The 22,674-nt window shown below is 68.6% G+C and carries 19 protein-coding genes; 8 read left to right on the top strand and 11 right to left on the bottom strand.

Features of this window, described 5'->3' with window-relative positions; all coding sequences use genetic code 11:
- Positions 1-636: a ParB-like protein gene (locus tag AC1Q7H_RS08355; protein ID WP_492381116.1), complete on the top strand. Its 636-nt coding sequence runs from the start codon at positions 1-3 to the stop codon at positions 634-636.
- Positions 637-673: 37 nt separating this feature from the next.
- On the opposite strand, the gene AC1Q7H_RS08350 is transcribed toward AC1Q7H_RS08355, so the two are convergent.
- The 7 genes from AC1Q7H_RS08350 to AC1Q7H_RS08320 form a co-directional block, all read right to left on the bottom strand.
- On the bottom strand, positions 674-1,528 hold the full coding sequence (locus AC1Q7H_RS08350) for an alpha/beta hydrolase family protein (protein ID WP_013953929.1): 855 nt from the start codon (positions 1,526-1,528) through the stop codon (positions 674-676).
- Positions 1,515-2,708 (bottom strand): DUF3182 family protein, encoded by a 1,194-nt coding sequence (locus AC1Q7H_RS08345; protein ID WP_492381115.1) that lies wholly within the window; start codon positions 2,706-2,708, stop codon positions 1,515-1,517. Before AC1Q7H_RS08345 ends, AC1Q7H_RS08350 begins: the two co-directional genes overlap by 14 nt.
- Positions 2,709-2,762: 54 nt before the next feature.
- On the bottom strand, positions 2,763-3,329 hold the full coding sequence (locus AC1Q7H_RS08340; protein WP_013953931.1) for a low affinity iron permease family protein: 567 nt from the start codon (positions 3,327-3,329) through the stop codon (positions 2,763-2,765).
- 745 nt (positions 3,330-4,074) lie between these two features.
- Positions 4,075-4,548 carry a PRC-barrel domain-containing protein gene (locus tag AC1Q7H_RS08335; protein WP_010810663.1) on the bottom strand — a complete coding sequence of 158 codons (474 nt, stop codon included), beginning with the start codon at positions 4,546-4,548 and terminating at the stop codon, positions 4,075-4,077.
- Between the two features lie 85 nt (positions 4,549-4,633).
- Positions 4,634-5,008 (bottom strand): hypothetical protein, encoded by a 375-nt coding sequence (locus AC1Q7H_RS08330; RefSeq protein ID WP_013953932.1) that lies wholly within the window; start codon positions 5,006-5,008, stop codon positions 4,634-4,636.
- 200 nt (positions 5,009-5,208) lie between these two features.
- Entirely contained in the window at positions 5,209-6,015 is an 807-nt protein-coding gene (locus AC1Q7H_RS08325) for a sensor histidine kinase (RefSeq protein ID WP_041228732.1), read from the bottom strand.
- Positions 6,016-6,156: 141 nt separating this feature from the next.
- Positions 6,157-7,557 carry a sigma-54-dependent transcriptional regulator gene (locus AC1Q7H_RS08320; RefSeq protein WP_013953934.1) on the bottom strand — a complete coding sequence of 467 codons (1,401 nt, stop codon included), beginning with the start codon at positions 7,555-7,557 and terminating at the stop codon, positions 6,157-6,159.
- A 356-nt stretch (positions 7,558-7,913) separates the two neighbouring features.
- Between AC1Q7H_RS08320 and AC1Q7H_RS08315 the strand changes: the two genes are divergently transcribed.
- Positions 7,914-8,975, top strand: a complete 1,062-nt coding sequence (locus tag AC1Q7H_RS08315; protein WP_013953935.1) for a sigma-54 interaction domain-containing protein — start codon at positions 7,914-7,916, stop codon at positions 8,973-8,975.
- Here AC1Q7H_RS08315 and AC1Q7H_RS08310 read toward each other — a convergent pair.
- On the bottom strand, positions 8,960-10,966 hold the full coding sequence (locus tag AC1Q7H_RS08310; RefSeq protein ID WP_153954117.1) for a hybrid sensor histidine kinase/response regulator: 2,007 nt from the start codon (positions 10,964-10,966) through the stop codon (positions 8,960-8,962). The genes AC1Q7H_RS08315 and AC1Q7H_RS08310 overlap by 16 nt on opposite strands.
- A 189-nt stretch (positions 10,967-11,155) precedes the next feature.
- Positions 11,156-12,163 (bottom strand): SDR family oxidoreductase, encoded by a 1,008-nt coding sequence (locus AC1Q7H_RS08305; protein WP_013953937.1) that lies wholly within the window; start codon positions 12,161-12,163, stop codon positions 11,156-11,158.
- A gap of 255 nt (positions 12,164-12,418) precedes the next feature.
- Between AC1Q7H_RS08305 and ligD the strand changes: the two genes are divergently transcribed.
- The 4 genes from ligD (at position 12,419) to ku (ending at position 19,252) form a co-directional block, all read left to right on the top strand.
- Positions 12,419-15,157, top strand: coding sequence for a DNA ligase D (gene ligD / locus AC1Q7H_RS08300; RefSeq protein WP_492381114.1), 2,739 nt, complete (start codon positions 12,419-12,421; stop codon positions 15,155-15,157).
- Between the two features lie 144 nt (positions 15,158-15,301).
- Positions 15,302-15,697 carry a hypothetical protein gene (locus tag AC1Q7H_RS08295; protein WP_153954115.1) on the top strand — a complete coding sequence of 132 codons (396 nt, stop codon included), beginning with the start codon at positions 15,302-15,304 and terminating at the stop codon, positions 15,695-15,697.
- A gap of 311 nt (positions 15,698-16,008) precedes the next feature.
- Complete coding sequence (locus tag AC1Q7H_RS08290; RefSeq protein ID WP_492381113.1) at positions 16,009-18,018, top strand: response regulator; 2,010 nt, start codon at positions 16,009-16,011, stop codon at positions 18,016-18,018.
- A 214-nt stretch (positions 18,019-18,232) separates the two neighbouring features.
- Positions 18,233-19,252, top strand: a complete 1,020-nt coding sequence (ku, locus tag AC1Q7H_RS08285) for a non-homologous end joining protein Ku (RefSeq protein ID WP_211979455.1) — start codon at positions 18,233-18,235, stop codon at positions 19,250-19,252.
- Positions 19,253-19,322: 70 nt separating this feature from the next.
- Here ku and AC1Q7H_RS08280 read toward each other — a convergent pair whose 3' ends face one another.
- Positions 19,323-19,763, bottom strand: coding sequence for a BON domain-containing protein (locus AC1Q7H_RS08280; RefSeq protein ID WP_013953942.1), 441 nt, complete (start codon positions 19,761-19,763; stop codon positions 19,323-19,325).
- A gap of 287 nt (positions 19,764-20,050) precedes the next feature.
- Positions 20,051-20,299, bottom strand: coding sequence for a hypothetical protein (locus tag AC1Q7H_RS08275; RefSeq protein WP_194946805.1), 249 nt, complete (start codon positions 20,297-20,299; stop codon positions 20,051-20,053).
- Positions 20,300-20,534: 235 nt separating this feature from the next.
- Here AC1Q7H_RS08275 and AC1Q7H_RS08270 point away from each other — a divergent pair, with 235 nt between their 5' ends.
- Positions 20,535-21,491, top strand: a complete 957-nt coding sequence (locus AC1Q7H_RS08270) for an oxygenase MpaB family protein (protein ID WP_371827363.1) — start codon at positions 20,535-20,537, stop codon at positions 21,489-21,491.
- A gap of 745 nt (positions 21,492-22,236) precedes the next feature.
- Entirely contained in the window at positions 22,237-22,563 is a 327-nt protein-coding gene (locus AC1Q7H_RS08265; RefSeq protein ID WP_211979456.1) for an RNA chaperone Hfq, read from the top strand.
- Positions 22,564-22,674: the final 111 nt, after the last annotated feature.

Genomic DNA, 22,674 nt, shown 5'->3' with positions numbered 1-22,674 from the left:
ATGCGTCGCCAGCCTCGCAAGCTGCGCCCCGGCAGCAAGCTGATGGTGCCGCTGGATGCCCTGCGTCCCACCCAAATCACGGTAGGCGGCTACCACGTCGCGCAGAAGGTCCATGTCACCCGGCGCGTGCCGCCGGAACGCCGCGCCGCGTTCCTGGACCGGCACTGCGTACACCTGGTGATCGGTCCGGAACAGGCCCTGTACGTGGTCGATCACCATCACTGGGTGCGCGCCTGGCACGATCTCGGGCTCACCCATGTGCCGGGCCTGGTGCGCGCCGACCTGAGCGACATGAACGTGCCGGCGTTCTGGCGCCACATGGTGGCCGAGCATATGGTCCACCCTTACGACGAGCACGGGCGCCGCCGTCCGCTGACGGAATTGCCCGGCGGCATCCACGACATGCGCGACGACCCGTATCGCAGCCTGGAGGCCTTCGTGCAGCTGGCCGGCGGCTATCGCAAGGTCAAGACCGCCTACATGGATTTTCGCTGGGCCGACTACTTCCGCCGCCACGTGGCGGGCCCGTTCGATACCACGCATCACTTTGCCATCGCGCTGGCGCAGGCGTTCCGGCTGGCGCACGCAGCGGGCGCGCGCGGCCTACCGGGCTATATCGGCTCATTGGGGTGCTGAGCGGGTTCAGCCGTCTTTGCCTGCTGTCAGCGACACGCTATTGCGCGCCGGATGCCGTTGCCGGGGCGCTGGCGGACTCGGCGAGCGGCATGCCCGGTTCGTCGGCCGGCACCTGCGGCGCGGGCGGCTCCGCGCGTTCGGCGCTGACCGGGCCGGCGCGCGCGACGGTAATCATCTCGCGCAGCCAGTTGACCAGCAGGCTGCTGTAGGCGCGCTGGCTTTCCTCTTCCGTCAGGCCGTGGTCGGCCCCCTTGATCACGCGGTAGGTCATGGAGCTGGCGTGCACGCAGGCATCCACGTAGCTCATCACCGCGGCGTGCGGCACCACCTGGTCGTGCTCGGATTCAATCACCAGCACGTCGCCGGCAAATTCCGCGCAAGCGCGCAGGGCTCGGTTGCTCTCGGGCGGCACCACGCTGCGACGGTAGGCCACCAGGTCCTGTTCGCGATGCAGCTGGCGCTTGGGCAGTTCCCAGCCCGAGTCCATGTACAGCGCCGGCGCGCGGAACGCCATCCAGCGCACCTGGCGCAGCGTGCTCAGCAACGCAGCCAGGTAGCCGCCGTAGCTGCTGCCCACCACCGCGATGGCGTTGCGGTCCACTTCGGGCTGGCGCACCAGCACATCGTAGGCGGCCACCACGTCGGCCAGGTTGCGCATGCGGCTGACCGTCTCGTATTGCGCCTGGGTCCCGGCGTGCCCGGTCAGGTCGAAGGTCAGGCAGACACAGCCCAGCCCCGCCACCTTGCGCGCGCGGGCCAGGTACTGCTGCTGGCTGCCGCCCCAGCCATGGACGAACAGCACGCCCGGCAGCCTGGTCTGCGGGCTGATCAAGGTGCCGGCAATGGTGCCGCCTTCGCTTTGTATCTGCACTAGGTCTTCATGCGTTGCCATCGGATTCAGGCTCCAGTCGTGCGTATTTGGTCAACGGACCGGCGTGCCGGTCCTCTCCCTGGAAGTAGATCTCGGCGTCGTCCGGCACGCGCACGCCCTTGCCATAGACCTCGCGCGTGGCAGCCACCACGCGGGTGCGGCGCGGATCCTCGAGCAGCGCGGCCAGCGCCGCCAGCTCGGCGCCGGTCGCGCCGCCCACCCGCCAGGACTGTTCCAGCACGCCCCCAAGCACTTGCCCGTGGCCGGCGCTGCCCGCGGGCGGGCCGAAGGCGACGTCGTAGTTGCAGCGAGAAAGCACCATGCCCCCGGCATCGCCATAGCAGGCCAGCGCGGCTTCGTGGTACACCATCGCGGCCCGCACCGCGGCCAGCGTGCGGGCGTCGAACGGATGCTGCAGCAGCGCCTCGAGGCCGCCGCGCACCATCGTCAGCGTGGAGCCGCCATAGACCTTCTGCCCGTGGTTGTTGGCAGTGAGCCCTTGCGTGCCGCAATAGCTGGCCCGCAGGCCCGCCAGCTCCACCTGCCCCACGCTGTAGGTCTGCGGCGCGTCCAGGTCGCGCTCCGCCACCAGGCCATGGGCTTGCACCACATCGGGCGCCATCGCGGCGAGCGCCTCGTCCAGCGAGCGTTCGTCGTAGACCACGCGCTGGCCCAACCCGCCGATGCCGCACGGTTCCTTCAGCCGTACCGGCCCCAGCGCCAGCAGGCGCATTGCCGCAATCCGCGCATCGCTGAGCGTGAAGGCGGTAAAGCCCGGCAGCGTGGCGCCCACTACGCGCCGCACAAAGTCCTCGGACCAGCCCCGCGGCGCTGCGGCGCCGGGCGCCACCAGGCCGTGCGTGATCGCCTTGGTGGCCACGAAGGCGTAGGGCACCACCCCGCCAAACAGGTCGCCCGCGTCCCGCACGCCGAGGTCCTGCGCCAGCGTACGGCCTACCAGAGTCTGCGCGGGCACCAGGTATGGCGCAGGCAGCCCCGCATCCGGCGCGGAGTAGGGGCCTGCAAAGGAAAAGCCCGCGATGTCAGCGACCTTGCGGGCAATATTGGCAAGGGTCGTGCCGAGGTGGCTGTCGGCCTTGCCCAGGGACTCGCAACCGTAGACCATCACCGCGCGGCTGCGTGCCGGCGGGTTGCCCGGGGCAGCGCGTTTTCGATGCGTTGACTTGCTCGGTTCGGACACGGGCGGCTCCTTGCTGGTAGCTCTCGCTCGATGGCGTGGGAGGGGCCGCATGGGCTAAGAGCTGGGCGCCACGGTGGGTGAGCGGCTCCCGGCATCGCTGCCGGCCAGCCGGCGCCCGCGCGCTGCGCGCGCCTGCCGCTTGGCGGCGTGGTTCTCGCGCGCCTCGTCCAGCGAATGGCTCGACTTGATACCGTCTTCCTTGTCAGCCAACTCGGCCAGGTGGCGATAGAAGGTCACCAGCTGGCGCAGTTCTTCCTCATCCAGGTCCTCGATCGACACCAGCATATTGCTGGCTTCGCGGTGCGAGGCGAGAAGTTCATTGAGCTTCAGGTGGACCGCGACCGCGTCCTTGTTCTGGCTCTGCTGGATCAGGAACACCATCAGGAAGGTGACGATGGTGGTGCCGGTATTGATGACCAGTTGCCAGGTTTCGGAATAGGCAAACAGTGGGCCGGTGATGGCCCATGCGGCTATCACGGCGACGGCCAGCACGAATGCGACGGGCGATCCGGCCTGGCGTGTGGCGGCGCCGGCGAAGCGGTCAAAGGCATGCAGCACGCCATGCTTGCTGGACCCGGTGCGATGGCTAACGCCTGGCGGGATTGGGCTGGAATTGTTCATTGTTGCGCTCTCATGAAGTGTGGATGTTTGGAATGGCCTTCATGTGGTTGGTTTAGGGTGTTTGGCGGGCGTGGGTGGTTTTGGCTTTGCGCCATGCGGTCGCTAGTCGCTCTTGGCGGGCGTGGCTCTTTAGCTTTACAAAAAGTAACCAAAAAACGCGTCGCCTATGCGGCTGGCAATCAATTACGCGGCGTTGGTCATATGGGCGGCGGTGCTTGCCGTTTTGGTCGCGGTTCGACCCTGCTAACGCCATGTGAGTGTGGGACAGTGCCTGCGATAACCGGCTTTTGAACGATCCCCAAGTCGGGCGGTGGCCCGCGCTCTCGAGCGATATCGCATCAACGCCTTCGGCTGCGCTTCGCGCAAGCGCCCAATGACCGTCAGCGCATTTTGGGCCAGCGCAGCAGCCGTAGGCGTCCCCGCGATGCCGCTTGCAGCATGCGGCCTACGCCCTGCATGGGGATCGTTCAATAGTGGGTTAACGGAGGCACTGTCCCACACTCACATGGCGTAGCAGGGTCGAACGGGCACCCAAGCCTAACGTCAAGCACCACCGTGTGAACCACCAACGCCGTGGAATTGATTGCCAGCCGCTCAGGCGACGCGTTTTTTTGGTTACTTTTTGTCGCTCGGACAAAAAGTGACTCGCCGGCTACGCCGGCGAAACAGCGACGCCCGCCAAGAACGACAAGCAGCCGCATGGCGCAAAGCTAAAGAGCCCAAGAGCCATACCCCACCTTCCCCCTCACCTCCTCCTCTCATCCCAAGGGTCATACCGATCCGCCTCCCAATAAGGCGAAATCCCGTAATACTGGTGAATGCTGGTAGCCCACTGCGAATCCGCCATGCTGGGCCAGTGGTCCTTGTCAAACCCCGGCGCGGCCTTGAGCCGGTCCCTTTCAACACCAAGCACAAAACACTTGCGCCGCGTGTCGAGCGTGAGCGCCGACCACGGCAAGGCGAAGAGCTTTTCGCCAATGCCAAGGAAGCCGCCCATGGCCAGCACTGCGTAGGCCACGCGCCCGCCCAGCACGTCGATCATGATGTGGTCGATGGTGCCGATATCATCGCCAGCGGGGTCAACCACCTTGTTGCCCTCAAGCGTGTCGGCTGCCATCACGAACGGGCCGGGACCCGGGGAATCGCGGTCGATGCCGCCGACGATGGATGCGCCGTGCGGCGGCCGTTCTTCAGGGGGTTCAGGTTGGACTCGGGTCATGGCTATCTCCGTTTGGCGGGCTGCGGCGCAGGGCACTGAGCCGCCGCGCCGCGGCACCTGGACTTCAGGGTTGCGGACATGCGCTTCAGCGCTTCGTGGCCGACCCCTTGCGCTGGCTGGCCGGCTTGGCGCCCACGGGCTGCTTTTCGCTGCCCCGCTTGAGCTTCCAGTCGACGTCGTCGCGCGCGGTCTGCGTCTTCTTCTCAGCGTGCATGGCTGCACTCGGCGAGATCGGGTCGCTGGCCGGGAACGTCATCTCCAGTGAGTCGTCCACGGCGGCCTGGTAGGTCTTGGCTTCCTTGCCCCGTTGCTTGTCGCCGGCGACGGCCTTGCTGCCTGCGCCGGCCTTGCCTGCGGATGGCCCGCTCATGCGGGCAGCCCGAGACTTGTCGGATTTCGCGCCGGACGGCTTGTGAGCAACCTGCGCGGCCTTGTCGGATTTGCGGCTGGCTTTGGGCATGGTTGTACCCTCCTTGGTTGGGTCATTCATCCATGCAAGGCGCGGGCCAGAAACGGGAGAGGCCAGCAGAGCGGCCGGGAGCGGTGCGGGCGCTGCCGTAACGCCGCGGCGGCGGCGAGTGCGGCAAAGGCCGGCCGGCAAGCGCTACGCGTAGCGCATGCGACATGCCGGTAAAAACTACATCAATGCGCCGCGCCGCGTCAGGCCTGCATGTGGCGCGGGAACCTGACAACAATGCAGACGCTGATCCTGTCACTATCGCAGCCATCGCTTTCCGCGCTCAGCGCCGCCCCGTGCATTTCCACCATGCGGCGCGTCAGCAGCAGCGCGCTGCTCTGCCGGGCCGGGGTCGCACCGTCCGGTGCCGCCCGGCGCCCGAAGAAATCGGTCAGCGCGGCCAGCCGGCTGGCGCTGCGCTGCTGGTCCAGCGGCGGGCTCTCGGTGATGCGCAGCTTCACGTGATCCGGCTCGCTGAAAACATGCACGGCGACCGAGCCGCCGGCCGGCGCGCGCCAGATGCAGTGCACCAGCAGGTGCCGCAGCAGCGGGGCCAGCCGCACGGCGTCGCCATCGATCAGGTAGGCCGATTCGGACGATTCGACCGTACCGTCGGTGGCGACCGGTGACAGCAGCACGCCCCGGGCTTCGGCCGCGGGGCGACGGTCGGCGACGGCCTGGGCCGTGAGCGCCAGCAGGTCCAGGCGCTGCCAGCGCGGTGCGCCCTCGTCGGCCAGCAGCCGCACGGCTTCTTCCATCTCCTCGATCAGCGCCAGCTGCTGCTGCGTGCCGGAACGAATGCCGTCCAGCGCGCGCTGCGCGGGCGCCGGCGTGGTATCGAAGGCGCGGTCCAGCACGTAGGCCCAGCTCTGGATGGCGTTCAGCGCGGAACGCAGGTCATGCGCCGATTGCTCGATCAGCGCGCTCACCTCTTGCACGCTGCGCACGGCAGCGGCTGGCGAAGAAAGCGGAGCGTCCGGCATCGCGGACTGCGCGGGTTGCTGCGTCATGTGCGGCTCGGCATTGGCACGTCCCCGGCCGCATTGGCCGGGCTGGATGCATTGGACGGAAGCAAGAAACGTGCTGCACAGGGCGCTGCGGTCCGCAGGCACCGGCGCAATCCCCGCAAACGCAGGCACTGGCTCGCGCCGTCAGCCGGTAGCCGACGATCCGGTGTCGTTGCGCGAGGCGCGCAGCCACTCTGGCAATTCGCCGCGCGCGGCATAATCTTCCAGCCGGTTGTACAAAGTCTTCAGGCTGATGCCGAGGATCTCGGCCGCGTGCTTCTTCACGCCGGCGCATTGCTCCAGCGTGGCGAAGATCAGCTGCCGGTCGGCATCGGCCAGGGACATGCCCACCGGCACCGACACCACCGCCGCGCCCGGCGCCTGCGTGGCCGCGACCTGCAACGGCACCTGCACCTCGGTGATGAGATCGTCGTCGGACATGATGAAGGCGCGCTGCACGAAGTTGCGCAGCTCGCGCACATTGCCGGGCCAGGCGTGCAGGCGCAGGCTGTCCAGCACATTGGGCGCGAAGCGGCGCCGGGTGCCCTGCTCGGCATTGAGTTGCTCCAGCATCAGGTTGGCGATCTGGATCACGTCGTCGCCGCGCGCGCGCAGCGGCGGCAGTTCTACCGGGAACACGTTCAGCCGGTGGAACAGGTCCGCGCGCAGCTTGCCGTCGGCCACCGCATCTTCGGGGTTGCGGTTGGTGGCGGCCAGCACGCGCACATCGGCATGGCATTCGCGGTTGGTGCCCACGCGCATGAAGGTGCCGGTCTCCAGCACCCGCAGCAGCTTGACCTGCAGCTCGGCGGGCATCTCGGTGATCTCGTCCAGGAACAGGGTGCCGCCGTCGGCGCGCTCGAAATAGCCCTTGTGCTGGCGGTCCGCGCCGGTAAAGCTGCCGCGCTCGTGGCCGAACATCTCGCTTTCGATCAGCGTGGGCGAGATCGCGCCGCAGTTGACCGCCAGGAACGGCTGGCGCCGCCGCGACGAGAGCTCATGCACGGTCTGCGCGGCCAGTTCCTTGCCGGTGCCGCTTTCGCCGATCAGCAATACCGTGGCTTCAGTCGGCGCCACGCGCGCGAGCTGGTCGTAGACCACCTGCATCACTTCGGAACTGCCCATCAGCCGGCCAAAACGGCCGTAGCGGCGCAACTCGCCGCGCAGCGAATGGATCTCGGCGCGCAACTCGCCGGTGGTGGCCAGGCGCCTGAGCACGGTCTGCAGCCGCGCCACGTTGATGGGCTTGACCAGGTAATCGGTGGCACCAGCGCGCAGCGCTTCGACCGCGCTTTCGACGCTGGCATAGCCGGTCGTGAGGATCACTTCGACGCCCGAGGCGCCAACCTCGTCGAACAGCTCCATGCCGTTGCCGTCCGGCAGGCGCAGGTCGGCCACGATCGCCTCCGGCATGCGCCAGCCGATCTGCAGCCGTGCCTCGCGCAGGGTGCCGGCGGTGGCGGAACTGAAGCCTTCCATGGCCACGATCTCGGCTAGCGCGGCACATGCGTTTTCGTCGTCATCGACAATCAGGATGTGGGGCATACGATCCGTCAGTGAGACCTATTGGAAACTTGGGCGAAATCCACTGGCACCTGCGTTCGCGCGCCACGGCGGCCATTGCTGCCGGGCTCAGGACGCCCGCCGGCGCGCTCCATGCGAGGCGTGGCGCGACGGGCACAGGGGCGGCAAGGATTTCGACTGCGACATGGTCAGCCGGTTGCACAAGTCCACTGCGTAATCCCAGTCTAAGCGCGGGCGGGCACGGTCGTTGCCGGTGTCCGTCTGACACAGCTGTCGGATGTTTCCGCGCGGGGTTGTGCATCTATGGCAAGCCACTGCGCCAAAGGCTAGCATAGGAACTTCCCACGACAAGCCCGATCTCGACCGAGGCCTTCATTGTGCCCGTGACCGCCAGCACACCGCGGCGCAGCAACGCCGCTCCCTCTGGCCAGCCCGCCAGCCACGCCGCCAGCCTATCCGAGCAGGCGCGCGAGGCCGCGCCGCGCCGCGCCATCCCTTCGCAGGTCTCGCTGCTGTGGGAAAGCGCGTCGCCCGTCATGCAGCGCTTGCTGGCCCAGATCGAGCGCGTAGCGCCCACCGATGTCACCATGCTTGCGGTAGGCGAAAGCGGCTCCGGCAAGGAAGTGGTGGCACGCGCGGTGCATGAGCGCAGCGCGCGCCGCAAGGGCCCCTTCATCGCGGTCAACTGCGGCGCGATCCAGCCCACGCTGATCGAATCAGAGCTGTTCGGCCACGAGAAAGGTGGATTTACCGGCGCGATCGAGCAGAAGGCGGGCTACTTCGAGCAGGCCCATGGCGGCACGCTATTTCTCGATGAAGTCACCGAAATGCCGCTCGACATGCAGATCAAGTTGTTGCGGGTGCTGGAAGGCCGCACCTTCCACCGCGTCGGCGGCGACACGCCCATCACCACGGACGTGCGCATCCTGGCAGCCACCAACCGCGACCCGGTCGAGGCAGCGCGTGCCGGCCAGTTGCGGGAAGACCTGCTGTACCGGCTGGCCGTGTTCCCGCTGCATATCCCGCCGCTGCGCGACCGGCCCGATGATATCGTGCCGCTGGCACGTCACTTCCTGGCCGAATACAACGCCATGGAGCGCACCGACAAGGCCTTCTCCGCCGCCTCGCTGGAGCGGCTGGTGCGCTATGACTGGCCGGGCAATGTGCGCGAGCTGAAGAACGCGGTCTACCGCGCCTTTATCCTGGCGGACAAGGTCGTGGAAATCGGCAACCCCAACCTGGCCACGCAGCCGCCGCGACCCACCACGGTGGACGGTGTGGTCAGCGTGCGCGTGGGTACCACGCTGGCCGACACCCAGCGCGAGATCATCATGGCCACTTTGGCGCGCTTTGACGGCGACAAGCGCCAGGCCGCGCGCGCGCTCGGCATCAGCCTGAAGACGCTGTACAACCGGCTGGACGCCTACCGTTCCTTGTAAGGCGCCGGCGCGGCCAGCACGCGCGACAGGGCCTCGATCGCCAGCGGCTTGGTCAGGTACGCATGGAAGCCGGCCAGTTCGCTGCGCCGCTGGTGTTCAGCAGTGCAGCGCCCGGTCAGCGCCAGGAACTGCACCGAGCGCGGGCCGCACGCCTGGCGCAATGCCGGCAGGACGTCAAAGCCCGACATTTCGGGCATCTCCAGGTCGAGCAGCACGCAATCCGGGCGGAATTCGGCGACCATGTCCAGTGCCTGCTGGCCGCCATGGGCCGCGCGCGCCTCATGGCCGAGCAGGCCCAGCAGCTCGGCCATGCTGTCGGCTGAATCGGCATTGTCGTCCACCACCAGCACGCGCCGTCGCGGCACCGGCCCCCGCGGCGGCGTGGCGGCCTCGCGCCGGCGGGCGGTGGCGCGCGGCAGGATCACGGTGAAGGTGCTGCCCTTGCCCGCGCCACCGCTGTCGGCCTGGATCGCGCCGCCGTGCGCCTCCACCACGGCCTTGGCCAGTGCCAGCCCGATGCCCAGGCCGCTGCGGCTGTCGGCGTCGCCCTCCTGCGCGAACAGGTTGAAGATGCGGTCCAGCGCCGCCGGCGCGAGACCCCGGCCGGTATCCGACACGGCGGTGATCACGCGCGCTGGCTCCACGCTCACGTGCACGCTGACGGTGCCGCCGCGCGGGGTGTACTTGACCGCGTTGCTGAGCAGGTTCAGCAGCACCTGCCCCAGCCGCGCGGCATCGGCGCGCACGTAAGGCGAGCTTGCCGGCAGCGCCACCACGAGCTGCTGGCCGGCCGCCTCCAGCGCCGGGCGGATTGCTTCGATGCTGGTGGTCACCACGTCGTTGTACGAGGTTGGCGTCAGTTCCATCTTCAGCTTGCCGGCGGTCACGCGGCCCACGTCGAGCAGGTCATTCACCAGCCGCTCCAGTTGATGCAGCTGGCGGTCGATGATCCCCGCGCAGCGGCCCACGCGCGTGTCGGCATCCGGGGTCAGCGCGATCACTTCCACCGCGTTGCGCACCGCCGCCAGCGGATTGCGCAGTTCATGCGCCAGGATGGCCAGGAACGATTGCAGCCGGCGGTTGCCGGCCTCAAGCGTTTCCAGCCGCAGCGCATCGCTCAGGTCGCGGGCAGTCCACAGCAGGCTGGTCGGGCAGCCGGCGGCGTCGCGCACCAGCACCATGCGCGTATGGCAACGCACCACCGAGCCGTCCTTGCGTGCCACGCGCTCGTCGCCGGCCCACTGGCCGCAGGCGTGCGCGGCTTCCAGCGCCGCGCGGTCGCGCCCCGCGGCGGCATCCTGGCGGGAATAGAGCAGTGCCAGCGGCTGGCCGACTGCTTCGGCCTCGGCGTAGCCGGCCAGGGCCTGCGCGCCGACGTTCCAGGTGCGGATGGTGCCGTCCAGGTCAAGGTCGCACACCGCGGTGCCGGGCAGGTTTTCGGCCAGCAGGCGCAGCCGGGTATCGGCCAGCCCGGCGTGCTCGGATGCGGCCTGCTGCACGGTAATGTCGCGGCACGACACGATAAAGCCGGTGGCCTGGCCCGCTGCGGACTCTCCGGACAAGGCATCGGCATGCTTGAGCGCCGCGCCCGGCTCGTCGGTCGCGCCAATGGCCCGCATGCGGCAGGACGCCTGCAGCAGGCTGCCGTCGCGCCGCACGCGCCAGCCCTGGTCGCGCGCGCTGCCGCCAAGTGCGGCCGCCTGCAGCCATTGCTGCGGCAGGCCGGCAGCGACATCTTCAGGGCGATGCAGGCAGGAAAAGTGACGGCCGGTGATTTCCCCGGCGCTGTAGCCGAACACGCGCCGCGCGGCATTCGGCCACATTGCAATGCACCCGCGCGCATCGGTCTCGAACACGGCGCAGTCTTCCACCGCGTCGAGCAGGCGCCCGTACCGTGCCGCCAGCGGGACGCCGGCATCGTCCACCCTGGTGCCGTCCGGCTCGCCGACGGGTGACGCACGGACACCTTTTGCCGCTCGCGGCTCGGACATGAGCACACCTTCTGTGTGATGGGGTGAAGCCAGCAGGCCCCGTGCGCGGGCGGCCTGGCGGCGCCGCGAGGCGGAGGGCCGAATGCCCGCAAATGCGGGCATTCGAGTCAATGATAGGTGTTCGCGGCCCATGCGCCACCAATGTGCGCGGCACCGGACAGCAGGGTCTGTTCCATATGGGAACAGACCTTAGCGCTTGTGCCGCAACTGGTACACCGCGGCAACCGCGGCTGAGGCGCCCACCACCAGTGCAGTGGCCAGCATCGGGTGGCGCGCCGTAGTGGTGTAGGGGCAGGATTGCAGCGCGTTGTGGCTGCCGCTCCGTTCCTGCAGGCCGCTTCCGCTGCCATACAGCGCGTTGTCCTCGAGCGGACCCGCGGGGTGGTGCGTCTGTTGCGCGCGGCCCATGAAGCGGCGCATGAAGCGGTCGAAGGTGTGCGGCGCATGGTACGCCGCGGCCGAGAACGCCTTGGCGGCCGCACCGACGAAGAGCTCGCGGCGCGGGTTCGCGGCGGCAAACAGGATTGCGTCAGCGGCCAGCGCCGGGTCATACAGCGGCGGCGGCAGGCGCGGCTCGACATCGAGGAAATTCTTGGCGTGCATCGCCAGCGGCGTTTCCAGTCCGGCAGGCTTGATCAGCGTCACGCTGACCGGCGCCTGCTCCTGCTCCAGTTCCAGCCGCAGCGAATCCGTAAAGCCCTTGATCGCGTGCTGCGAGGCCGCGTAGGCGCTCTGCAGCGGCAGCGGGCCGTCCGCCGCCTCGCTGCCCATGTTGATGATGGCGCCGCCGTGCTCGCGCAGATGCGCGGCCGCCGCCAGCGAGCCATGCACGGTGCCCCAGTAGTTGGTATCGAACAGCCGCCGCTGGTCTTCCAGCGGCACATCGCAATGGCGCCCGAAGATGGTCACGCCGGCGTTGTTGATCCAGGTATCGAAGCCACCGAAGCGCTCGATGGCAGCCTGCGCCACCTTGCCAACCTCTTCATGCTTGCCGACATCGGCCACCACGGTGATGACTTCATTGCCATGCTCTCGCAACTCTTCGGCCAGCTGGTGCAGCGAACCCTCGCTGCGCGCCACCAGCACCAGCCGTGCGCCCTGCTGCGCCGCCTTGCGCGCCGTCACGAGGCCCACGCCGCTGCTGGCACCGGTCAGGACGATGACCTGCGAGCCAATGTTCTTCAGGGTTGGTTTCATCGCCGCTTCCTCCTCGGGGAGGCCCGGCACGGTGCCGGGCATGCCGCTGGGGAGTCGCAAGGAGCGTTCCTGTCCGGCGCGGCCCTGGGTGGCGGCGCCACGACAGGCTAGCCGCCGCAGATTTACAACGCCCGGTAAGAAGCACATGCGCGGCGCGCGCATGGGGCTGCCACAGGGCACTGTAGGACGGGCGCCGATTTCAGCGGCGGCATGTGCTGCCTAAGCTGGATACATCCCACGTAACCGGCGACAGCCATGGCCAAGACCACGCGACCGACAGCGCCACAGGATCCAGGCAAACGCCGCGCCTTAGCAAAAGGCGCCGGCAAGCATACGGGCAAGCGCGCCAGCACGGCGCGCCCGGCGGCACGCGGCGCGCCAGCCGCCAAGGCCCCCGCCGCACTCGATAAATACCGCCGCATGCGCGACTTCGGCGCCACGCCGGAGCCCGCCGGCGGCGCCGCGCGCACCCGCGGCCAGCCGCGCACGCGCGCCAGCGAACTGTCCTTCGTGATCCAGAAGCACGCGGCGCGTCGGCTGCACTATGACTTTCGCCTTGAGCTTGGCGGCACGCTGAAAAGCTGGGCCGTGCCCAAGGGCCCGAGCCTGGACCCTGCCGACAAGCGCATGGCCATCCATGGCGAGGACCACCCGCTGGACTACGCCGGCTTCGAGGGCGTGATCCCGGCCGGCCACTACGGTGCCGGCACGGTCATCGTCTGGGACCGCGGCACCTGGTTGCCGGTGGGCGATGCCGAGGCCGGCTACCGCGCCGGCAAGCTGAAGTTCGAGCTGCGCGGTGAAAAGCTGCACGGCCACTGGACCCTGGTGCGCATGCACGGCAGCCGGCAGAAGGAGCAGGACGCCTGGCTGCTGATCAAGGAGCGCGACGAGACCGCCGTGCCGGCATCGGAGTTCGACGTGGTCGAGGCCTTGCCGGACAGCGTGCTGGGCGGCACGCAGCGCAAGCCTGCGGCAAAGCGCGCAAAGACCGCCCAGCCGCCTGACGAAGCCGCACCAGATGCGCGCAGCACGGCGAGGTCCCTGAAGCCGCCGCGCGGCGCGCCGCGCGCGGCCTTGCCGCTGGCGCTGGCGCCGCAGCTGGCCACGCTGGTGGAACAGCCTCCGTCGGACGCGCAGGCCTGGCATTACGAGATCAAGTTCGACGGCTACCGGCTACTGGCCCGCATCGACGGCAAGGATGTGCGCCTGTTCACGCGCCAGGGCCACGACTGGACCAGCAAGCTGCGTGCGCTGGCGCGCGACGTCGGCACCCTGGGCCTGCCCGACGGCTGGCTCGATGGCGAGATCGTGGTGCTCGACAAGCATGGCGCGACCGACTTCCAGGCGCTGCAGAACGCCTTCGATACCGCGCGCGTCGAGGCCATCCAGTACTTCGTGTTCGACCTGCCCTACTTTGCCGGCCATGACCTGCGCAAGGTGCCGCTGGTGGAGCGCCGCGCCCTGCTGCGCCGGATCTTCGCGCACAACACCTCGCCGCGCCTGCAGTTCAGCGAGGACTTCGAGGCCAGCCCTGCCGACATGCTAGAGGCAGCCTGCCGCATGAAGCTTGAAGGCGTGATCGGCAAGCGCGCCGACGCCAGCTATGTCAGCGCGCGCACCAATACGTGGATCAAGCTGAAATGCACCTTGCGCCAGGAGTTCGTGGTGGCGGGTTTCACCGACCCGAAGGGCAGCCGCGCCGGCATCGGCTCATTGCTGCTTGGCGTGCACGACAGCGGCGGGCGGCTGCGCTACGCGGGCAATGTCGGCACCGGCTTCGACACGCGCACCCTGGCTGCGCTGCGCACGCAACTGGACGCGTTGCGCACCGACTCCGCGCCTTTTGAGAGCGTGCCGGCAGGCGTGAAAGGGCACTGGGTGCGGCCAAAGCTGGTGGCCGAAGTCTCGTTCGGCAGCTGGACCCGCGAAGGCCGCGTGCGCCATGCCGTCTTCCACGGCCTGCGCACCGACAAGCCCGCGCGCGCGGTGTCGGTGGAGCGGCCGGCAACGCCGGCAGCCAAGGGCAAGCCGGCGCCAAAAGCAGCAAAGCACACCGGGACACAGCCGAAGGCCGGCACCGCCGCAAAGCGTGCAACCGCCGCCGGCGGCAAAGTCGCGATCAGCCATGCCGGGCGCGTCATCGACACAGCATCCGGCCTGACCAAGGGCGACCTGGTGCGCTACTACGAACGCGCCGCACCACTGATGTTGCCGCACCTGCGCGGGCGTCCGATCGCGATGGTGCGCGCGCCGTCGGGCGTGGGCGGCGAGCAGTTCTTCCAGCGCCATGGCGACACGCTGCGGGTGGACGGCCTCAACGTGCTTGATCCGGGCCTGTGGCCCGGGCATCCCGCGCTGCTGGAAATCGCGTCAGCCGAAGCGCTGGTGTCCGCGGCACAGCTCAACGTGGTGGAGTTCCACACCTGGAACGCCAGCAAACGCAGCATCGACCGCCCCAACCGGATCGTCTTCGACCTGGACCCGGGCGAAGGCGTGCCCTGGGCACAAATGCAGGAAGCCGCCACGCTGATGAAGGCGCTGCTCGATGAACTCGGCCTCGCCAGCTTCCTGAAGACCAGCGGCGGCAAGGGGCTGCACGTGGTGGTGCCGATCACGCCGCGCGCGGGCTGGGACGAGGTGAAGGCGTTCGCGCATGACGTGGTGCGCCATGTCGCCAAGACCATTCCGCAGCGCTTCGTGGCCAAGAGCGGGCCACGCAACCGCGTTGGCAAGATTTTCATCGATTACCTGCGCAATGGCGTCGGTGCCTCCACAGCGGCGGCATTCTCGGCGCGGGCACGCCCGGGGCTGGGCGTGTCGATGCCGGTGTGGTGGGAAGAACTCGATACCCTGCAAGGCGCGGCGCAGTGGACCGTCGCCAATGCGGGCCCAAGGCTCGACGCCCTGGCCGCCGACGACCCATGGGCGGACTACGCCGACACCCGGCAGGCGATCACGCGCGCCGCTGCGCGACTGGCTCGCACCGGCTAGCCATCCCGCCCGTTCTGCCGGATTCCGCAGCTAACGCCAAGCGGCACATTTCTTGCCGCATCCCGGTATTGGCACACGGCCCGGCGCACCCGCCGCGTGCGCCGCGTTGCACTGCTGCCAGTGCAGCGACGACATGGAGACGTGATGATGAGCCAACTCAGGATCGCCGCGAAGATTCGAGCCGCCACCGCCGCGCCACGCAACCAGCGCGCCTTGCGTCACCTGCTGGTTTCCTGCGCAATGCTGTCCTTCGCCGCCAGCCCGGTGCAGGCACGCTTGCCGGCGCCAACGCCCGAGCAGCAGCAGGCCGCCGAAACCAAGAAGACCAAGGAAGCCGAAGCGGCCAAACAGCAGGCCGAGGCATTGGGCCAGGTCCAGGACCGGATCGCCGCGCGCTTTGGCAAGGGCGCCGCCAGTAGCAGCGCCACCGAGCCCGGCAAGATCCCGCAGAAGGCTGCCGAAGCGACCGGCTCAACCGGACCGCATGGCGGCACCTCCCCCAGCGCGGAAGCGCATGGCGGCGAGGCGGCCCGCCACTGAAGCGCGCAGCGCATGCCACGCAGTTCATTTGCCGCGCTGCGTGCCGGGCGACGCCTGCCCGGCACGTCTCTTGCCACTACCAGCGCAACAGCCTGGCACAGACCGCAGGCGTACCGATGCAAAAGGGGGAACGGCGATGGACGACTTCTGCACGCATGTAATAACTACAACCGGCAGCCGCGCCGGCGCGGCAAAGCTTGCAAGCGGTGCGGCGCGGCCGGCGCGGTTTTACACGGAGCCGCGGACCATCCTAGGCCTTGCTCCCGAGCAACCCTCCGCGCCGGCGCGCAAGCGCCTGTCAGCGTGATGCCATGAAGCCGCACGTCGCCAACCCGGCCCCGCTGATCCTGAATGTCGATGACCGCGAGGGGCCGCGCTATGTCAAGAGCCGCATCCTCCACCGCGGCGGGTATTCCGTGATCGAGGCCGCCACCGGCCATTCGGCGCTGTCGCTGGTGCGACAGCATGCGCCCGTGCTGGTGCTGCTGGCAGCACGCCTGCCCGATATCAGCGGGCTGGAAGTCTGCCGGCTGCTCAAGGCCGATCCACAGACCGCGCACACGCTGGTGCTGCTGACCTCGCCGGGGCTGGCGCAATCGCGCCAGCGCGCAGAGCTGCTGAACTGCGGCGCCGACGGCCACCTGGTCGAGCCTGCGGAGCCGGACGAGGTGTTGTCGAGGATCCAGGCGCTGCTGCGGCTGCGCGGTGCTGAGGACGCCTATCACCGCACTTCGCGGGCACTGCATGCGCATGAAGACATGTTCCGCCAGCTTGCCGAATCGCTGGCCGACGTGGTGTGGATCCTCGACCCGGCAGAGCCCCGCCTGCTGTTCGCCAGCCCCTCGCTCACCGCCTTGTGCGGCCATACACCCGAGCAGCTGGTGCAAGCGCCGCGCCGCTGCCTGGAGCGCGTGGCCCCGGCCGACCGTGCGCGCGTGGAAGCGGCCTTTGCCAGCATGCTGGGCGACGGCAGGCTGGACATCGAGTTCCGCCTGACGCGCCCGGACGGCGAGCTGCGCGATATCCGCGCGCAGGCGTTTCCGGTGCGCAGCGCGGAAGGCCCGCCGGCCGAGGCCGGCGCGCCGCCGTCGCGCATTGCCGGCACCTGCCAGGACGTGACGCTGCAAAACCGCGCCGAACGCGCGCTGCACGACGAGGAACGGCGCAAGGACCAGTTCCTGGCCATGCTGGCGCATGAACTGCGCAATCCGCTGGCGCCGCTGCGCAGCGCCGCGGACCTGTTGCAGCAGCTTTCGCCGTCGCGCGAGGACATGTTCCGTGCGCGCGACATCATCGGCCGGCAGCTGCACCACCTAACGCGGCTGGTGGATGAGCTGCTCGACATCTCGCGCTTCAACCAGGGCCGCATCACGCTGCGCGAGGAGCTGGTGGAACTGCGCACCGCGCTCAGTACCGCGGTGGAAGCCGTGCGCCCCACGATGGAGGCCTGCGGCCATACGCTGCGCCTGTCGCTGCCCGAGCAGCCCCTGCCGGTACGGGGCGACCTGGTGCGCCTGACGCAGATCTTCAGCAACCTGTTGCAGAACGCCGCAGCCTATACGCCCGCCGGCGGCCAGATCGCCGTCGATGCCAGTCTTGAAGACAGCGCGGCGGACACTGTGCCCGATGCCGCGTCCGGTGGCCGCGTCAGCGTGCGCGTGCGCGACAACGGCGCCGGCCTGTCAGAGGCGCTTCAGCGGCAGCTGTTCGATCCGCTGGCCCCGCATGACGACGGCACCGAGCCAGAGTCGCCGCGCAGCGCGTTCCAGCAGGACGGACCCGGTATCGGCCTGACGCTGGTGCAAAAGCTGGTGCGCCTGCATGGCGGCACCATCCGCGCCGACAGCCCCGGCCCCGGACAGGGCAGCACCTTCACGGTGACGCTGCCACTGGAGCCGTGGCAGAAGTGGCACCCAGGCTCCGGCCGCGCTGCGCCGCACCGCGGCGTGCCGCGCCGGATCATGGTGGTGGACGACAACCCTGACGCGCTCGAAGCCATGATGATGACGCTGCAGACGCTCGGCCATACGGTGGTGACCGCCGCCGACGGCCCCAGCGCGCTGGCGTGCGCCACCGACGCCCGTCCGGAGGTAGTGCTGCTTGACCTGGGCATGCCCGCCATGGACGGCTTCGAGACCGCGCGCCGGCTGCGCGCGCTGCCCGAGATGCGCGGCGCCACGCTGGTGGCGCTGACAGGCTTCGGCCAGCCAGAGGACCGCCGCCGCGCGCTGGAAGCGGGCTTCGACCAGCATCTGGTCAAGCCGGCCGACCTGGACGCGCTGACACGGCTGCTGGACGACCTCAGCGCGGGCCACCCCTAGCGCGATGCCAATGCCAGCCGCCGATCCCGTCCACCCTTGAACAAGGAAGCTCCGTGCATACCACGCCCGACCCCGACATCCCGCAGCGCAAGCCTGAAACCCCGCCGCCGGAGCCTCCGCCGGGCCCGCCCGAGCCGGTGGCAGACCCGCCTCCGGGCGATCTGCCGCCACCGCCGCCGCAACGTGCCCGTGCGGTTGGCAAAGGAGCCGTCACGTGTCACGCATCATCTGGAAAGGCGCCATAACCTTTGGCCTGGTCAACATCCCGGTGGTATTGCGGCCCGCGTCGCGCAGCCAGACGCTGGACCTGGACCTGCTGGACGTGCGCGACATGGCGCCGGTGGGCTACCAGCGCATCAACAAGAGCACCGGCAAGCCGGTCGACAAGGAACATATCGTCAAGGGCTACCAGTACGCCAAGGACGAATACGTGCTGCTGAACGAGGAAGACTTCCGCCAGGCCAATGTCGAGGCCACGCAGACGGTGGATATCGTCAGCTTTGTCGACGCGCAGAGCATCCCGCCGTACTACTTCGATACGCCCTACTACCTCGAGCCCGACAAGCGCGGCGAGCGCGGCTACGCGCTGCTGCATGAAACCATGCGCCGCACCGGGCGTGCCGCGCTGGCGCTGGTGGTGCTGCGCGCCCGCCAGCACCTGGCCGCGATGCTGGTGCACGGCGACGCGCTGGTGCTCAACACTATGCGCTTTGCCGACGAGGTGCTGCCCATCTCTGAACTGCGCCTGCCCAAGGCAGCCACCGGCAAACCCACCGGCGCGCACGCGCGCGAGATCGAGATGGCCACCAAGCTGGTCGACGACATGAGCGAAGACTGGGAGCCGGAACAGTACCGCGACAGCTATCGTGACGACCTGATGGCGCGCATCGAAGAAAAGATCGATTCCGGCAAGACCCACCAGCTGACCCCGCCTGCGGCAGAGGAAGAAGCGCCGCGCCAGGGCGCCAAGGTCATCGACATGGTGGCGCTGCTGCGCCAGAGCCTGGGCCAGCGCGGCAAGGAAGACAAGGAAGGCGCCGCGCCCGCGCGCCGCAAGACCCCTGCGCGGCATGCCGCCGCCAGTAAGCAGCCCGCTGCAAAGCGGGCTGCGACCCCGCCTGCCAAGGGCGCCAGCACTGCCGCCAAGACCAAGCGCGCACCGGCCAAGCGCGAGTCGCACGCGCCGGCCGCGCGCAAGAGTGCAGGCACTACGCGCAGGAAGCACGCGGCTTAGGCCGGCGCTGCGGTTCGCCAAATCCCGATGGGGTTCTCCCTCTCCCGCTTGCAGGAGAGGGAGCAATGTCTCAGCGCGACGACACCTTCAGGTTGTCATTGACCGACGTCACGCCCTCGACGCTGCGGATCGCGTCCAGCGCCATGTCGTGCTGCTGCTGGCTCGGCACCGTGCCGCTCACGTCGACCGTGCCCTGCTGGGTCTTCACATGGATGGCGGTGGACTTGAGGTCCTTGGTCGTGAGCAGCTTGGTCTTGATCTTGGTGGTGATGGCGCTGTCCTCGACGGCGCGCTTGGTCTTGTCGACGCTCATGTCCGAGGCGGCGCCCCGGTCAGGGTCGGCACGGCCGGGCATGCCCGGCGCGGAATTGACGGGCGCCGCAGGGGTATTGTCCGCCGCAACCAAGATCAGGCCGCTCTTGTCGAGCGCCAGCGCGCTGCCGGCCGCCGCCAGCGCCGCAGCAACACAGACCATCCGCACCGTGCGCGCGGGGATTCGGGAAAAACGCATGGCTGCCTCCTGTTCGGGTCACCAGCGCATCCGCTGCCGTGCCTTGCCTGGCACGCGGAACCACTGGTAAGCCATTTTTCAGCAAGCTCCATACCTGCCGGCCAGGCCGCGCCAGGCGTCCCTGACGGGACCCAGGGTGTGTAAATCGGGCCGCCCGTTGTAAAAGCGCCCGCCGCACGGTGTGCTGCATCGCGCGCTACAGGCCGATGCCGGCGGCACCCGGGTCCTTCCATGCTTGGCACGGCGATTGCGAATCAGGGAACGCGGCAGTTCGCCGCGTCAAGGAGCTAGCAATGGGACAGCAGCAACAGCCGGGTCAATCGCAGTCGGGCCAGAAGCCGCAGGATCAGAAGCAGCAGGAACAATCTGGCCAACGCGGCAGCCAGCAACAGCCGGGACAACAACAAGGCGGCGGTCAAATGGGTAACCAGGACCGCAAGCAGGACCAACAACAGCAGCAGGATCGCGGCAGCTCGCAACCGGGCCAGCAAAGTGGCCAACGCAGCGGCCAGCAAAGCGGCCAGGGTGGCCAGCAAGGCGGACAACGCCAGCCGTAACCAGCGACAGCCACGACAACAGGCAGCTTTCCGGGTATGTGCGGCAGCAACATGCGGTGCGGCCGCAGGGGCATACGCCGGAGATTGGCAGGCCGGGACTCCCGCAAGGGGGCTCCGGCCCTTTTTGCGGCAAGCGCACCGGCATGACCGCGCGCACATCGTCCCGCATCCCGTGTATGCTGGCCCTGACTTCCCCATCCAGGCACCACCGGCCTTGTCCAGCTTTACCGACCCCGCCGCCGGCCGCCCTGCGCAGCCAGGACGCGGGCCGCTGAACCATCTCTCCACCAGGCTGCGTGAGCGCGCTGGCGCGCACGTGCGCGCGCTGACCCGCAGCAATTCCGGCCTGACCCTCGACTACGACAACCCACCGGGCGATCCCGGCCTGTTCGGGCCCGACGCGGTCTGCTGGCGCGTGCACGCCGACTTTCCGGCAATGCTCGCGGGCGGCGTCAGCGCGCTGCTGCTGCAGACGCTGCATCCGCTGGCGCTGGCCGGGGTCTGGGACCACTCCAGCTTTCGCACCGACATGCAGGGGCGCCTGGGGCGCACCGCGCAGTTCATCGCCGGCACCACCTACGGCAGCCGTGCCGATGCCATGGCGCTGATCGGGCGCGTACGGCGCATCCATGCCGGCGTGATTGGCGTGGCTCCGGACGGGCGGCACTATGCAGCCTCCGATCCGGCGTTGCTGACGTGGGTGCACGTGGCCGAGGTCTCGAGCTTCCTGGCTGGCTACCTGCGCTATGTCGGGCCACTGAGCAGCGCCGAGCAGGATCGCTACTACGACGAGGTCGCGCGCATCGCCGAGATGCTGGGCGCGGCCGACGTGCCGCGCTCGCGCGCCGAAGTCACGGCCTACCTTGAGGCCATGCGGCCTGCGCTGCTGGCCAGCGAACGCACCAGCGAAGTGGTGCGGTTGGTGCGGAAGATGCCGGTGGCCAACCCGCTGCTGCAGCCGGCGGTGCGCATCATGGCCCACGGCGGCATCGCCCTCCTGCCGCCGTGGGCACGGCACCAGCTCGATCTGGACGGCCCTTCGATACGGCGCCCGGCCGCACTCGCGGGCATGCATGTGCTGGCACCGGCGCTTCGCTGGGTGCTGGGCGCCGGCCTGGCAGCGCGTGCACGGCGGCGCGTGGCCCGCGGCACCGCCACCACGGCCGGCTGAGGGCCGCGCCGGCTATCGGCGTTCAGCGGACACTTCTTGAAGGGAAATGAGAATTGGCGGCAAAAACCCTCGCATTTCGGAGGATTGCGCGCCGCGAAAGTGGCGTTAAATCTGCCTCGGCATTCCGAACGGCCGGTCGGATTTACCAGCCGCACCAGCCACAGCGCCACAGAGCGCGATTCAAACGACGCAGGCAAAAAAGAAGCCTACGCGCGGGGTGCTCGTAGGCTTTCCAGGACTGCTCGAGCCGAAAGGCTCTTGCCAAGAATATAAACGCGCTTACATGAGGTGTAAATCCCGCTTCTATCAGGGGATTCCCTCATGACGATATGAGATCGTTTGCGCACTTTTGATAATTTGGGCCCTGACGCTACATCAGGGCATTTTTCGCATGGGCTGGCAATTTCCTCACGGGCCCCGTCCACACCGGGCCTGCCGGCCTGCATCCCTCGCCGCAGCATGCGGCAGCGCACAATCTGTTACAATATCCAAGCTTCGAGAGCAACACATTTTATAGAGCAAAGACTCTAGATCCGAATTGGCGCGCGGTTCGTCAACGCTTGTAGAACTTTGTTACTCTCAGCCCCGAAGTATTCCCCTTCTCTTCTGGCAGCACCAACCGGCGACGCCGCAGCTACCGAGAGCGGATGTTTCCCCTGCCGCCCTGGCCGCGCCGCACCCCAAGCCGCCGGCCAACGGACCATTATCAGCCGCCAGAACCCTAGTGGGCTCTTCCGGAGTCGTTGTGAAGAAGAAGGAAACCCGGCCCAGGTCACCGAGCCGAAAGCAACTGCAGCACCAGCAATTTGCAGCGTACAGCACCAGCCAGGCGCCTGTGATAGTCCACCTGTCCAACGGCGCGCGACTGCAGGGCCTCGTGCTGGCGTCCGACGACTACGTGGTGCTGCTTGGCCGGCAGCCGGACGACATCCGGCCCACGGTGGTCTACAAGCGGGCCATCTGCCTGGTCACGCTGGCCAATGCGCCGGACGCGCCGGTGGTGGCACCGGATCCGGCCCCGGCGCCGGACTTCCTGCCGATCTACATCCCCCGCACCCGCAAGCGCCGCTAGGCCAACGCCCGCCCCACACGCCTTCCCGCTCCGGCGCCCCCTGCCGCGCCGGGCCTCCGCCCGCCCTGCCGGCACCCCGCGAAACTATCGCGGAGATCACTCTAAACCTTT

Source organism: Cupriavidus sp. GW823-FHT06D04, from assembly GCF_058795055.1.
This window is presented reverse-complemented; position numbering and strand designations above follow the sequence as displayed.